This window comes from Acidobacteriota bacterium (assembly GCA_039028635.1).
Classification (GTDB): domain Bacteria; phylum Acidobacteriota; class Thermoanaerobaculia; order Multivoradales; family JBCCEF01; genus JBCCEF01.
In genome coordinates this window covers 35,704-49,885 of sequence record JBCCHV010000003.1, presented here as the reverse complement: position 1 = coordinate 49,885, position 14,182 = coordinate 35,704, and the positions used below count along the sequence as shown (strand labels likewise).

General features: G+C 66.3%; 9 protein-coding genes. 7 read left to right on the top strand and 2 right to left on the bottom strand.

Annotated elements, in window-relative coordinates:
- Nucleotides 1-148: 148 nt before the first annotated feature.
- The gene (locus tag AAF604_02135; GenBank protein ID MEM7048422.1) at nt 149-2,050 is read right to left on the bottom strand and encodes a hypothetical protein; all 1,902 of its coding nucleotides are present in this window, start codon (nt 2,048-2,050) and stop codon (nt 149-151) included.
- A 658-nt stretch (nt 2,051-2,708) separates the two neighbouring features.
- Between AAF604_02135 and AAF604_02130 the strand changes: the two genes are divergently transcribed.
- The 7 genes from AAF604_02130 to AAF604_02100 all read left to right on the top strand — a co-directional run bounded on the left by AAF604_02130 (nt 2,709) and on the right by AAF604_02100 (nt 12,406).
- On the top strand, nt 2,709-4,829 hold the full coding sequence (locus AAF604_02130; GenBank protein MEM7048421.1) for a hypothetical protein: 2,121 nt from the start codon (nt 2,709-2,711) through the stop codon (nt 4,827-4,829).
- A gap of 491 nt (nt 4,830-5,320) precedes the next feature.
- Nucleotides 5,321-7,471: a 3-hydroxyacyl-CoA dehydrogenase NAD-binding domain-containing protein gene (locus tag AAF604_02125; GenBank protein MEM7048420.1), complete on the top strand. Its 2,151-nt coding sequence runs from the start codon at nt 5,321-5,323 to the stop codon at nt 7,469-7,471.
- A gap of 392 nt (nt 7,472-7,863) precedes the next feature.
- Entirely contained in the window at nt 7,864-8,472 is a 609-nt protein-coding gene (locus AAF604_02120; protein ID MEM7048419.1) for a hypothetical protein, read from the top strand.
- Nucleotides 8,473-8,558: 86 nt separating this feature from the next.
- Nucleotides 8,559-9,074, top strand: a complete 516-nt coding sequence (locus AAF604_02115) for a hypothetical protein (protein MEM7048418.1) — start codon at nt 8,559-8,561, stop codon at nt 9,072-9,074.
- The gene (locus AAF604_02110; protein MEM7048417.1) at nt 9,071-11,215 is read left to right on the top strand and encodes an MMPL family transporter; all 2,145 of its coding nucleotides are present in this window, start codon (nt 9,071-9,073) and stop codon (nt 11,213-11,215) included. Before AAF604_02115 ends, AAF604_02110 begins: the two co-directional genes overlap by 4 nt.
- A gap of 47 nt (nt 11,216-11,262) precedes the next feature.
- Nucleotides 11,263-11,445 (top strand): hypothetical protein, encoded by a 183-nt coding sequence (locus AAF604_02105; GenBank protein MEM7048416.1) that lies wholly within the window; start codon nt 11,263-11,265, stop codon nt 11,443-11,445.
- 349 nt (nt 11,446-11,794) lie between these two features.
- The gene (locus AAF604_02100) at nt 11,795-12,406 is read left to right on the top strand and encodes a hypothetical protein (protein ID MEM7048415.1); all 612 of its coding nucleotides are present in this window, start codon (nt 11,795-11,797) and stop codon (nt 12,404-12,406) included.
- A gap of 73 nt (nt 12,407-12,479) precedes the next feature.
- On the opposite strand, the gene AAF604_02095 is transcribed toward AAF604_02100, so the two are convergent.
- Nucleotides 12,480-14,171 carry a winged helix-turn-helix domain-containing protein gene (locus AAF604_02095; GenBank protein MEM7048414.1) on the bottom strand — a complete coding sequence of 564 codons (1,692 nt, stop codon included), beginning with the start codon at nt 14,169-14,171 and terminating at the stop codon, nt 12,480-12,482.
- Nucleotides 14,172-14,182: the final 11 nt, after the last annotated feature.

Below are 14,182 nucleotides of genomic sequence, written 5' to 3'. Positions count from 1 at the left end.
TGCGTCGAAGTGACCGCTCAGGCCGAGGTGTGAACCTGCCCTTGGCCGCCGACCGCACCCGCGGTGGGTGCGGTCGGCCGGAGGGACTCTGGAGAGTCTTCAACCGGTCGCTGCGAGGTCGAGCGCAGGGACGCGGCAGGCCTTCTCTTCAGTAAAGCGGCGGATCTGCCGGCAGTGCAAAGGTGTCGGCATGGCTTTGGAGGGTGAAGGCGGGCTTGCGGTGGGTCCAACTTTCGCCGGTGAAGAGATCCTGGACCTGGAGCTCGACCTCGACGTCCGTCAGGGAGCCGACGAAGACCCAGTAGTGGCCGTTGGAGAGGGTGCCGTCGAGCACCTTGACGATGAGCTCGAGGTTTTTCTCCTCGAAGAACCAGAAGGCGCCGCTGTTTCTGGAGATCAGGCGCCCGACGCCGAGGCCGGACAGGCCGCTGCGCGGGTCGCTCCAGGCAGCGGTGATCTGAAAGCGATCGTTGGTCAGGCAAAGCTGTGGACTGTCGCTTTCGAAGCAGCCGCTGTCGGTCGCCGGGAGCGGGATGTCGTCTCGAGCCGGGGGCTCGCCGTCGTCTGCAAAGGCAGTGGTGATCGCTTGGCTGGCGAGGGTGCCGGCGGGATTCTCGAAGTGGCGTGAGATGCCGGTTTCGGTGTCGGTGACCACCACTGTGTAGGGCAGGTTCGACATCGAGCCGAACAGCACCCAGAAGTGGCCGTTCTGCAGGCGACCGTCGAGCACTTTGACCAGCACCTCGAGGTTGTCCTCGCTGAAGAACCAGAAGCCGCCCGTGTCCGGTGTCAGAACCGTGGCGCGGGCCGGTCGCGGGCCGTCCTCCGTATCGCGAAGGACTCGTACCGTGAAGCGATCTTCTTGCAAGCAGGCATTGGTCAGACTGCGTTGACAGCGGAAGCTCAGGCGCTGGGTGAAGAGGGCCGGTAGAGAGCCGTTGGCCAACGGCGTCGAGCCGTCGAGAGAGGCGTAGTAAGTGGTTTGGACAATGCCCGGGCCGACCCAGGCGACATCTACGCTCCGCTCCGTGGATCCGTCGAGAGGCGAGATGGCAAAGGCAGGGCCGAAGCTTTCGCCCGCAAGTCCGAAGGGAAGCGCTTGCACACGCTGAGCCTCGATCCAAGCGATGACTGCCTGATTTCCACGAGAAGAGAGTCTGGTCTCGAAGATCGGGCTGTCGGTTTCTACGGCGGTATGGATCGGGCCTTGGCGGTGGCCGTCCGCATCGATGAGCTGCCACTTGATCGCACGCGGCGAGGCGCGTCGGATCTCGATCCAGGTCACGACGAATCGGTTGGAAGGTGCGGGTGCGATCTGAGCGCCGAGCGATATCTGCTGGTTGGCAATCTCGGTGAGGGGGCCTGGAGGTCCGGCTGACGGAATTTGGCGGAAATACAGGGTGCCGCGGTTGGTCGGGAACGATTCGGAATTGATGATGAAAGCTGCCACCGTCATGTCGCCGGCCGGCGCCAAATCTACGATCGGATTGCTCACCAAGGGGTCGTTGCCTGCGGGCTCGAAAAGGGTGAGGCGGGCTCCCACGGGATGGCCCGAGAGATCGAAACGTTGGCCATAGAGGTGGCCATTCCGGGTGCTCCAGGCGACCGTGAATCCGCTGGTGCTTCCGGCAACCGCAAGGTGGCTGCTGGGACTGGTTCCTGGGCGGAGGATCTCGAACGTGTTGCCGGTGGGTTCTCCCGCCGAGCTCAGCACATGACCCCGGATCGAGAACGGGATCTGGTGCAACCACGCGACCAGTATGTGATCCCCGCTACGAGCGGCGTCGAATCTGCTCTCGGACGCTGGGCTGCCGAGGGTGAAAATCGGTCCGAGAGCACTGCCATCGTCAGTGATGGCCCGAGTCTCGAGCTGATAACGCCTTTCCACACTGGGGTTGGTCGCCAGACGGGACCAAACGGCGATCGAAAGATCGTCGTCCATCGGTATCAGGCGACTTCTGAAGGTCTCGTCTCGGGTGAGCTCGAGGACCTGGCCCAGCAGGGACAAGGGAATCAAACAGAGGGCAAAACAGAGGATCGTTCTCTTCACGGCAAACCACTCCCACGATCAACATCGTTGATGGAAACGGTTTTGCTGAAGGAACAACAGGAGCTGCAAGAAATGTTGCGCCAACATCGTTGCATGTCTTCCCGCTTCGGGTCAAGAATGCTCCGTCTCAGAACTTCAGTGGTGGTTGAGAAGGGCCCTCGAGGGAGATCGGTTCGGGAGCTCTATCTCGCTTCTTTCGAGTGTCTTATGATCTCGTTCTGGAGGTGTCTCGAGGCCTGGCTTGGGGCATGTCGGTGCAAGGGACTCGGTGTGCGGGAGTGACTGTCGTATGATGCCAGGACATAAATCTCGGGACGAGAGAGCTGTCGGCTCTCTTGCCGTCCGCGCCTAGGGGGCCGACCATCAAGAGAGAGACCGCCGGTCCTTGCTACAGTCACTCAGCTAGTAGGTTGCTGAAAACTCATCGGCAAGCTGCTTCCGGGCCCGTAGGGGCCCGGCGGCGGCGCAGCCGCCGCGACGGGAGAGGAGGCCCAAGAACCGCGCTTCTTGGGCCGGAGGGGCGCGTAGCCCCTCTCGGAAAAAAACAGCTAGCAGCGCTGGAGATCCGCAAGGCGGACTTTTTCAGCAGCCTGCTGGCAGGTTGCTAGCCAAGTTCCTGAATTCGAACCCAGCCGTTTCTCGAGGCCGGAGATCCGTGATGAAACCAGCTCGTCTGAACCGCGTTCTCGTCGTCTGCCTTCTCGCCGGACTGTCCGCTCTCGCGCCTGCCCTCGGCCAACTCACCCCTGCCGACGGTGAGATCGAGGTCAGCAGCGAAATCTCGGGGGTCGTTCTGGGACCGACGGCGGCACGCAACGGTCGCGGCGAGGTGGTGGCTCTGTGGAGCGGTCAGTGCGGAGTCCCGGGCCTCTGTGCGCGGGCCTACGATGCCGCCGGAGCCGCCCTCGGTGGGGAATCGTCACGCTCCGTCAGCACCAGCGCATTCGAAGAGATTCCGGCGACGGCCGTCACCCTCGGGGGCGAGCAGATCGTCGTTTGGTCGCGGACCTCGGGAGCCTTCACCGGCGACATCGTGGCGCGGCGCTTCGACCTTTCCGGCAATCCTCTCGGAGCGGAAACGCTGATCGCGTCGCAGGTAGGGCGGCTGCTGGCCAGCCCTGACGTCGCGGTCACTCCCGGTGGGGCCTTCGTGGTGGTGTGGGAGAACCTGCGCTTCGAAGGCTTGGTGGGCGATGTCCCCCTCTACACCGGCGTCGCCATCGAGGGTCGGTTGCTGAGCGCCGCGGGCGGACCGGTGGGAGCGGTGTTCCGGGTCGACGAGGCGGCGCCGGACATCGTCAGCAAGCCGAAAGTCGCGGTGACTCCGAGCGGCCGACTGGTGGTGGCCTGGCAGAGCTTCGACTTCGACCTCGACGGCGACGACGTCCTGGTGCGCTGGCTCGATGCCACCGGTCAGCCGCTCGCCGGCGAGTTCGTCGTCCACCTGCAGAGCGACGGTATTCAGGACTCTCCCGACATCGCTGTCGCCGGCAACGAGGAGGCGATGGTCACCTGGGAGAGCCGTTCCGACTCCGGCACCGGTCCCGGGATCTACGCCCGGCGAGTCTTTGCGACCGGGCCCGTCGGTCCGGCCGAGAACCGCATGTCCCTGGGCGGCGATGCGCAGCGCAGCGCTCCCGCCGTCGCCGGTGACGACAGTGGCCGCTACTTCGTGGTCTGGCAGGAAATCGCGGTGCAGAACGGCAACATTCTCGGCCGCCTGGTGAGCTCCGAGGGGGTTCCCCTGGGGACGCCGGTGGCGGTGAGCACCAGCTCCGGCGTCAGCCACACCCAGCCCGACGTCGCCTTCGGCTCGGCCGGACCGATGGTGTTCTGGCAGCGCCGCGACCAGGAGTTTCGCCGCCGCGTGCTGGCGCGCCGCTTCAACCTGCCGGTGGCCGTCGATCCCTGCGAGGCGGGCCTCGAAACCCTTTGCTTGGGGGCCGCGGGCCGCTTCTCCGTCGAGGTCGATTGGCGCAACCAGCGCACCGGCGAAGTGGGCACCGGCAAGGCGATCGAGCGCTCTACCGAGACCGGCTTCTTCTGGTTCTTCAACGCCGCCAATGTCGAGCTGGTGGTCAAGATCATCGATGGGCGGTCGTCGAACGGCTTCTTCTGGGTGTTCTACGGCGCCCTTTCGGACGTCGAGTACACCATCACGGTGACCGACACCGAAACCGGCGAGCGGCGCTTCTACGAGAACGAGGCCGGCAACATCTGTGGCCGGGGCGACACCACGGCCTTCCCGCTGGGGGCCTCGGCCCAGGCTCCGGAGGCTGTTGACGAAACCAGGCCGCAGCTCTTCCACCAGGTGCCGTTTGAGTCCGTGGGCTCGTCCGTGGGCTCGTCGGTGGGTTCGCCGCTGGGCTCTGCGGCCGGGGAGCCCCCGCTCGATCTCGCCGAGCTGGTGGTGCCGCACACGGCGGCCGGCGCCGCGGGCCCCTGCACCCCCGACACGCGTACCCTGTGCCTGCTCGACAACCGCTTCCGGGTGCAGGTCGACTGGCGCAACCATCGCAACGGCGACGAAGGGGTCGCGACGGCGATTCCCTTCACCGACGAATCGGGCTTCTACTGGTTCTTCGATGCCGGCAACGTCGAGCTGGTGGTCAAGATGATCGATGGCCGTCCGGTCACCGGCAAATTCTGGGTCTTCTACGGGGCGCTTTCGGACGTCGAGTACACCATCACGGTCACCGACACCGAGACCGGCAACCAGGCGGTCTATCAGAACCAGGGCGGCAACATCTGCGGCCGCGGCGACACCGAAGCGCTGTAGCAACATCGAGAGAATCCGCGAGGCGGATTCTCTCGGCGCTGCTACGTGGTGTTTTCAGGGGGGCTGGGCGCCCCCCTCAGGCCTTCGCGGCTCGGCTTCGCACATGTCGTTCGCCTTCACCCCCGTCCAGGGCGGCCCCGTCCACGGCGGCATGTGCCGCCGCCTCGCCTTGTCGGCTCGGAGACAGGCTGCTGGCGTAGCAGCCTGTCGCTAACTGCCGTTGCTGTTGTGGTTAAGGGTGCCTTACGGCCTTCTGCGCGTGTCGTACGGATTCCCCTCGTCGACGTCGGCGCCAACCGCGCTGCTTCCTCTCGCCGCAATGCGTCGCGGCGGGAGGGGCCTTTTCGATGCTTGCGGGAGCGGTCTCCTTCAGACCTTCAGGGCGGCCTTCTTGACACACTGCGGCATCGGTCCTTACGATCGGCAGTGCCGGACGACTGTGCTTTTTTCTCGCGGCGTCCGATTCAACCCCACTGGGAAGGAGCCGAGCCATGGCAGGGAAGGATGAGACTACAGCGGTGCAGTCCGCACCTGGGACCTTGACCTTCGTCGACGACGTGGCCTGGCTGGTCTTCGATGTGCCGGGAAAGAAGGTCAATACCCTCTCGACGGCGGTGTTCGAGTGGATCGAGGAGCAGGTGGCCCAACTCGAGGCGGAGCGCCCCAGGGGGGTCGTGATCGTCTCCGGCAAGGCCGATACCTTCATCGCCGGCGCCGACATCGACGAGCTCAAGGAAACCGAGACCTCCGCCGATGTGCTTGACCTGCTGCAGCGTGGCCATGCCCTCGGCCGCCGCTTCGAGGCGCTGCCCTGCAAGAAGGTGGCGGCGATCCACGGCGCCTGCCTCGGCGGTGGCCTCGAGCTCGCCCTGTGCTGCGATCTGCGGGTGGCCACCGAGCACCCCAAGACCCGTCTCGGCCTGCCGGAGGTCCAGCTCGGCATCATTCCCGGCTTCGGCGGCACCCAGCGCCTGCCGCGCCTGATCGGGGTCCCCGATGCCCTCGACCTGATCCTCACCGGCAAGCAGCTGCGCGCCAAGAAGGCCCTGCGGGTCGGCTTGGTGGACGCCATCTGCCACCCGACAGATCTCGCCGAGGCCGCCCTCGGGCTGTTGACCAAGGCCCCGAAGGCCAAGAAGGCGAGCTCCAAGAAGCCGCTCGCCAAGTGGGTCGGCGATTTCCTCGCCAAGAGCCCGCTGGGTGACAAGGTGGTGTACCAGCAGGCGCGCAAGAGCGTGCTGGCCAAGACCGGTGGGCACTACCCGGCGCCGCTGGTGGCGATCAACGTCATCAAGGACGGCATCAGCCTGCCCCTCGAGCGTGGCCTCGACATCGAGGCCGGTGCCTTCTCGGAGCTGGTGGTGTCGGACACGGCGAAGAGCCTGATGTCGATCTTCTTCACCAAGAACGAGGTCGAAGGTCGCGCCGCGGCGCTCGCCAAGAAGGGTCGCCCGGTGGAGAAGGTGGGTGTTCTGGGGGCGGGCTTCATGGGCGCCGGAGTGGCCCAGGTGCTGTCCCACAAGGGTGTTCCGGTGGTGATGAAGGATCGCGACCACGCCTCCCTGGGCCGTGGTCTGGGCTATGCCGGCGAGCGCTTCGCCGAGCTCGTCAAGCGTCGCCGGATGACGCCGGAAGCGCGCGAGATCGCCATGGGTCGTCTCTTTGGGACCGTCGACTATCAGCCCTTCCAGCGGGTCGACTTCGTGATCGAGGCGGTGTTCGAGGATGTCGGCATCAAGCACCAGGTGATCCGCGAGACCGAGGCTGCCTGTCCCGACAATCTGATCTTCGCTTCCAACACCTCGACGATTCCGATCACCCAACTCGCCGAGGCCAGCAGCCGGCCCGAGAACTTCGTCGGCATGCACTTCTTCAGCCCGGTGCACAAGATGCCCCTGATCGAGGTGATTCGTCACGCCGGCACCTCCGAGGAAACCCTCGCCACCACCGTCGACGTCGGCCGCCGCATGGGCAAGACCGTGGTGGTGGTCAACGATGGCCCCGGCTTCTATACCAGCCGGGTGCTCGGTCCGTTCGTCAACGAAGCCGCTTACCTGCTCACGGAGGGCGCCCGCATCGACCAGATCGACCGCGCCGTCAAGGCCTGGGGTTGGCCCGTCGGTCCGATGGCGCTGCTCGACGAGGTCGGCCTCGATGTCGCCAGCCACGTGTCGCGGGTGATGGTGGAGAGCTTCGGCGAGCGCGTCCAGCCGCCGCCGGTCTTCGAGCGCATGAGCGCCGACGGCCGCACCGGCCGCAAGGGCAAGAAGGGCTTCTATCGCTATGACGGTGGCAAGGGCAAGCAGGTCGACGAAAGCGTCTATGGCCTGATCGATTGGCAGGAGCGCAAGGTGTCCGACGACGAGATCGCCGAGCGCTGCTGGCTCCAGATGCTGAACGAGACCGCCATGACCATCGAAGACGGGGTGATCGACAACCCCCGCGACATCGATATCTCGGTGATCTTCGGCTTCGGCTTCCCGCCCTTCCGCGGCGGCATCCTGCGCGAGGCCGACCGCGTTGGTCTGGGCAACATCGTCGATCGTCTCGATGCCTATGCCGAGATCCACGGCGATCGTCTGCGCCCGGCCCAGCTCCTGCGCGACATGGCGTCACGGGGCGAAACCTTCCACAAGGACTGACCCGGGCGCCCGGCCGGGCGCCTGCCCGCCGCCCCTTCCAAGGCCGCTCCGAGCTCACTCGGGGCGGCCTTTCTCGCGCTGGCCGCCGTTGCTTCGAGGGGCGGATTCGCGCTCCTATTCCTCTGCCTCAGAGATTCCGTTCCTGAGAGGATTCGCGGAGCATTGCTTCGCTATGCATTTCTGTAATATTTTGCATAATGAGTTTCGATTATGTAATATCAATGCGATCTGTTCGAACAGCAGGCCCAGCTTTCGGAAAGTCCTCGAGCTCGGGCCGACGGAGGGACCGGAGCTCGGGAGCGTGTCCTTGGGATCCGGCCCGCATCACGGTGGTGCCCTCGGCCAAGGCGCTGCCGTGGTTGCGCAGAGAGTGGTTCGAATAAGGAGAAGGCATGTTCAAGAAGACTCATCTGGCGGTTGCCCTGACGCTCGCCACCTTGATGCTCCTCAGCACCGCGATCCTCGCCAACAAGGGCGATCTGAAGCCCGAATTCCCGGCACCCGACCAGTCCGGTGATTGCCAGGAGTATTGCGGTCCGGTGATCGAGGTCGCTCGCCTCGGAACTTTCGAGGCCGAGCTGCGTGGCACCCTCACCGCCCGTGCCGGGCGCGAGTACAACGACAATGGCCGCAAGGCGGTTCCGATCGTCGTCATGGGCAGCGCCATGCGCGGCTATGTCGAGGGCCTTGGCGAGACCATGATCTGGCTCGACAAAAGCCGTCCGCTCACCGGCAGCTTCCTGCGTGAGAACAAGGCCGGAACCAACTTCCCGGCGACCCAGGTGATGAGGTCCCATCTCCTGCTGCGCACCGATGCGCTGCCCGGCCAGACCTTCCGCTCGATCGGGCCCTTCACGGTGGAGAGCCAGGGCATGAAGTACTGGCCGCCGCAGGATGCCGAGTTCGTGCTCGTCGAGCCGGTCGAGTTCGAGGACATCAACGCTCCGGGCGAGGTGGTCGTCCGGCTGCTCAGCGGCGAGGCCGTGGTGGGCAGTAGCTGATGTCGTCAGCCGGGGAGCCGCCGCAAGGCCCTCCCCGGCGGCTCTTCTCCGGATCCACCATCCTGGGTCTGGGAAGGGCCCGTCTCGTGCTGCTCTTTACCCTCGCTCTGGCGATGCTGGTGATCCAGGCGGTGCAGCTCGAGCCCCTCCTGCCACCGACCTATGAGGTGGTCTGGGAAGAAGGCCAGCAACTCCTGCCGGTGGCCGTCTCCGCCGCGCCGGTCACCATCGGCGAAGAGTTCGCCGACGATCTCCCCGATCTCTTGCAGTCGCGCTCGGTTCTCTGGCCGAGAGGCGAAGGCCCCCCTGCGGAGCTTTCCCAACGATCCTCCGATCGGGGGTCTCCGGAAGATTGCGAGCTGTGGCTGCGCCTGTCGCGCCACCACTGGGTGCGGCGAACCTTGAGCCGCTCCGAGCTGGCGGTTTTGGCGATTGCGCCGCCGCTCGCCGGCGGCGCAATCGAACCCCGCCATGCTGTCCGCGGATTCGTCGATGACGACGATGGCGACGGCGATCCCCTCGATACCGGAGAGGTTCTGTCACGGGCCCCGACCGCCGAGGGCACTACCGAGGCCTGGCTGCGCTGCGGAGCGGAGCCATGAGCTGGCGGCTGGCGTCGGCGCTCCTGATTCTCGGTCAGCTCGTTCTGGCCGCCTGGGCGGCGACCCGACTGCCGGAGCTGCGCATCCGGGTGCTCGATGAAGAGTTTCTGCCGGCGAGCTCGCCGGTGCTGGCGGTCGACGCCGAGAACCGCGCCCGTTTCGGTTCCGACGAGCGCTTCTTCCTCGCCTTCGAAGGCCTCGACTCGAGGTTCGGGGACGACCTCTGGCTGAGCGACTTTCGCCGCTTCCGCGGCTTTCTCCTCGAGCGCCGTAATCTGCAGACACTGATGCTCGATCGCGTCGACCGCGCCCGGCTGCGCCATGCTCCGGCGGGGCCTGAGACCTTTGTTCTCGACCAGCCGAGCGCCGACTGGCTGAGGGCCGCTCGCCATCAGGCGCGCAGCTTCCGGCACCTTTCGGTGAGCGCCTCGGAGCAGGCCGGTTTTCTCGAGTTCCCGGCCCTGTCGGCCACCGGCGTGAGCACCCTGGTGGAGCGCATCGAGCAGGCTCGGGAGCGCCTCGAGGCGGAGACCGGTCGCCGCTATCGGGTGCGGTTGCTCGGCCGCCAGATCGTGCTCAATGGCCTCGGCCAGGCCATTTTCGAGGACCTGCGCACCCTTCTGCCGTGGTGCTTCGCCGTTCTGGTGGTGGTGCTCGCCCTCTGTCTCCGGTCCGTGATCCTGGCGCTGTTGGCGATGGTGGAGGTCGGGCTGGCGGTGGTCTCGACCTTGGCCTTGCAGCAGGTCCTGGGTTTCGACATCTCGTTGATGACCGCGCTGGTACCGGTGCTGGTGACCACCCTCGGCGTCGCCGACGAGGTCCATTTGGTGGGGGAGCTCTTCCACGAGCGCGAGCTGCGGCCCGCCGCCGGTCGTCCCGCTTGGGTGGCCGGGGCCGTCGGACGGGTGTTCTTTCCGGTCACCGCGACCACCTTGACCACCGTCATCGGCCTGCTGTCCTTCTTCGCCACCGACATTCCGGCCCTGCGGGCCTTTGGCCTGGTCGCCGGCCTGGGGGTTTTCTTGTCTTGGTTCTTCACCCTCACCTTCGTGCCGGCGATGCTGCTGTGGCTGCCCTGGGGGCGCGGGCCGCGCTGGGCGCGGGAGGGGCGCGGTCTGACCTTGCCGCGGGGCAGTTTGCCGGTGATCCTGGGACTTGCCGTGCTGTGGGTACCCTGGGGGCTGGCGCGCCTGGCGGTGGACGATGGCTGGACCCGCAACTTCGCTCCCGACCACCCGATCGTCCGGGACGTGCGCTGGTTCCAGCGCGAGTCGACCGGGCTCTATCCCTTCGACATCGTTCTCGCGCGCCAGGACGGCCGCCGCTGGACCGAGCCTGCGGCCTTACGCCAGCTCGATCACTGGCGCCAGCGACTGCAGGCGGATCCCGCCTTCGGGGTCGGCTTTTCGATGGCGGACCTGTTGCGTGATCGCGGCTGGGAGCTCGCCGGCCCGACGACCGCTCGCCCCCAGATTCCCGATGACCCCGCCGCCGTGCGCCATTGGCTGGGTACCTTCCGGCTGTTCAACGAAGAAGTCTTCGTGCGCTCCTTCCTCACCGCCGATGAGCGCGTCACCCGCCTCATTCTGTTCAGTGCCGGCGACGACTACGCCACCACCACGCGGGCCCGGCAGACCATCGACCGGTTGTTCGCCGACTTTCCGGGAACCATCTCGATCGGCGGCAGCGCCGAACGGGGTCGTACCCTGATCGCGGCGGTGGTTTCGACTCAGGGGCGCTCGATTCTGGCGGCCTTGGCGCTTTCGATCGCCGCCCTCGGTCTGGCTTCAGGACGCTGGCGGCGCTCCCTGCTGTGCGTCATCGCCACCGCGGCGGCGCTGGCGGCCACCCTCGCCCTGGCGGGATGGGGCGGTCTCGAGCTCGGCGTCGCGTCGTCCTGCTTCCTCGCCCTCGGATTCGGGGTCGGCCTCGACTACGCCATCCACCTGGCCTTCACCGATGCTCGGGGACGTCTCGGAGCGGTGCGGTTGCGGGTGGCGGTCAACGTCCTGGTGGTGGGAGCTGGACTCGCCGTGCTGATGCTGTCCGCCAATCCCACCATCGCCAAGCTCGGCGTTTTGCTGGTGGCCAGCATGGTGACCGCCGGACTCGCGGCCCTCGCCACTTTCGGCGGCGATTAGACGCCGGATCTTGGCAGCGGGCGAAGGATGTGGTGGGATCGCAAGCCATGATCCTCGCCCTCATCCTCTTTGTCCTCTTCGCCTTGATGAGCGCCGGTGGCGGCTACTGGATCGGCGCGCGCTTCCGCTCCCGTGCGATGGGTGCCCTCGTCGCCGGACTCACGTTGGCCTTCTTCGTGGCCCTGGCGGTCGCGATGTGGTGGATGGTGGAGCAGGCCGGCGCCGCTTGAGCGGGCGCGTTCCGTAAGGACTTCGCGGAATTGGCGAGCCCTTGCGCATCAGGACCCGAGAACCAGCGAGCCTTTGCGCATCAGGACTCGGGAACTGGCGAGCTTTTGCGCATCAGGACTCGGGAACTGGCGATCCTTTGCGCACCAGGGTCCAATCTTATCTGTTTATTTATTCAAATTTTGCATTATAAATTAATTTGTACTATGTTGAAAATGCCTGTCCGGACAGAAGCAGATTCTTGGGAGCTGCCGAGCCCCTGACTGGGGCCCGGCTCAGAGGAGGCCACGGTCCAGCGTTTAGCGACGTGGCCCCTCTCTCCTCAATATTTCTCTTTTGAAAGGAGAGGTCATGTCCAAAAAACTATTGCTTACCCTGATTGTCGTTGCAGGTGCACTGGCCTTGCTCAGCTCGTGGGCGTCTGCCGGCAAGCAGCAGTTGGTGGCCGGTACGATCGAAGATCTCTCGACCGAGCCTTTCGACTGCCATGAGGCGTGTGGCCACCTGATCGCGGTGGCTGACCTCGGTACCTTCGACGCCCAGATGACCGGCAGTCTGACGGCCCGGGTCGGGCAGACCTACAACGATGGGGGCCGGGGAGCGGTGACGGTGGAGATTCTCGGTAGCTCGATGCGTGGCTATGTCGAGGGTCTGGGCGAGACTCGCCTCTGGCTCGACCGGGACCGTCCCCTGGATGGGAGTTTCTTGCGCGAGAACCAGCCGGGCACCGGATTCCCGGCGACCCAGGAAATGTACAGCCACCTCGTGCTCCAGACCGAGGCTCTTCCGGGGAGGACTTTCCGCACCCTCAATCCGTTCTCTGTGCGGAGTGAGAATCTCGACTCCTGGCCTCCCTCGGGGGCTCGCTTCGAGCTTATGGGCACGGTCGAGTTCGAGGATGTCGACACCGGCGAGGTCGTGGTGACCATGAGCCGGGGTTCAGCGATTGTCGGAGGAGGCTGAGGGTTGTCGCCGGGGAGGCAGCCTGGCCGCCTTCCCGGCCTTCTGAAGCTCGCTCTTCCGCCTGCGAGGGCGATCAGTTTTCCGGATCGAATCCGCCGGCGCCTTCCGCCGGCAGCCCGACCTTTCCCAGCAAGTCCCTCCAGCCCGGCTCCTGGCGCAGGGCGTCGGAAACCGGCCAGACCCCCAACAGCACGACAAAGCGAGAGCGGTCTTCACAGGCCGCCCGAAACTGTTCGAGGGCGCGATCGTGGTGCCCGAAGGCGAGCTCGATCAGGCCGCGGTGGAAGGGATCCACGTAGCTGCGTTGGCCGCGCTCCTCGAGGCGCGCCATCACCTCGTGCGCTTCCTCCTGGCGACCGGCCGCTGCCAGGGCCTGGGCCCAGGAGGCCAGCATGGTGGTGCTGCCGCCGGAGCGCTCCACCCCCTGGCGGAAGGTGTCGACAGCGCGGTCGAGGCGACCCTGCTGCTGATAGGTGTGGGCGAGGGCGAAGCAGCCGTAGGAGAACGCGGGATCGAGCTCGAGGGCCTCGCTGGCGTGGGCCTCGGCCTGCTCGAAGCGGCGCGCGAAGTAGTAGACCAGCGCCAGGTCGGTGTTGATCACCAGCGAGCTGGGGTCGAGCTCAAGGGCGCGTCGGGCGCGGTCGATGGCCTCGTCGTGGCGCCCCATGGCGCTCAGATAGTAGGAGTACCAGTGGTAGCCGGTGGGGTAGTCGCTGTTGAGCTCGAGGGCGCGCAGGAACTCCTCTTCCGCCGCCGACCAGTCCCTGTCGAAAAAGAAGTGCACGTAGGCGCGGGAGGTGTGGGCCTCGGCGAGGGACGGCTCCAGGGCGAGGGCGCGCTCGGCGGCCTCGCGGGCCTGCGGAAAGCACTCCCAGGGCGGCCGGCTGCCGTGAATCGGCAGCAGCCCATAGCAGTCGGCGATGCCCGAGAAAGCGGCGGCGTAGGCCGGATCGTGCTGCAGCGCTTCGCGAAAGCAGGCGATGGCCTTGGTGAGGGCGCTGCCGGAGCGCTTGTTCCAGTAGTAGCGTCCCTTGACATAGGCCTGGAAGGCCGCCGGCACGGCGGTGCTCTCGCGCCGCGACAGGCGCTCCTCGTCCTGCAGGGTCCAGTGCCGCACCAGTGAGCCGGCGAGGCGACGCGAGATCGAATCCTGCAGCTCGAAGACGCTGGCGTCGTCGCCATCGAAGGTCTCCGCCCACAGCGGCACGCCGTCGCTGACCCGCACCAGTTGGGCGGTCACCCGAATGTCGCTGCCGGAGCGCTGCAGGGTGCCCTCGAGCACGGCATCGACGCCGAGCGCCTGGCCTGCCGCCACCGGTCCATCATTGCGCTCGAGCCAGGGGCGAATGGCGCTGGTGGGCCGCACCACGAAGCGCTGCAGCTGGGTCATGCGGGTGATCACCGCGTCCGCCAGACCGAGGCCGAGGTAGCGGTCTTCGGGCTGGTCCGTGAGGGCGGTGAAGGGCAGCACGGCCAGGGAATCGGGCACTGCCGCCGCCGGCGCATCGGCGCTGCCTTCGCGCACCGGTCCGACGAAGCGATAGCCCCGTCGCGGCAGCGTCTCGATGAAGGCGCGCTGCTCGCCGAGGGCCTTGCGCAGGGTGTAGATGTTCTGGGAGAGGTTCGATTCCTCGACAAAGGACCCCGGCCAGAGCGACTCCAGCATCTCCTCCTTCGACAGCACCTCACCCCTTCGCTCCACCAGGAGCTGCAGCGTGTCGAAGGCCTTCGGGGTCAACCCCACCGGCTCCCCCTGGCACGTCAAGAGCCCTCCCG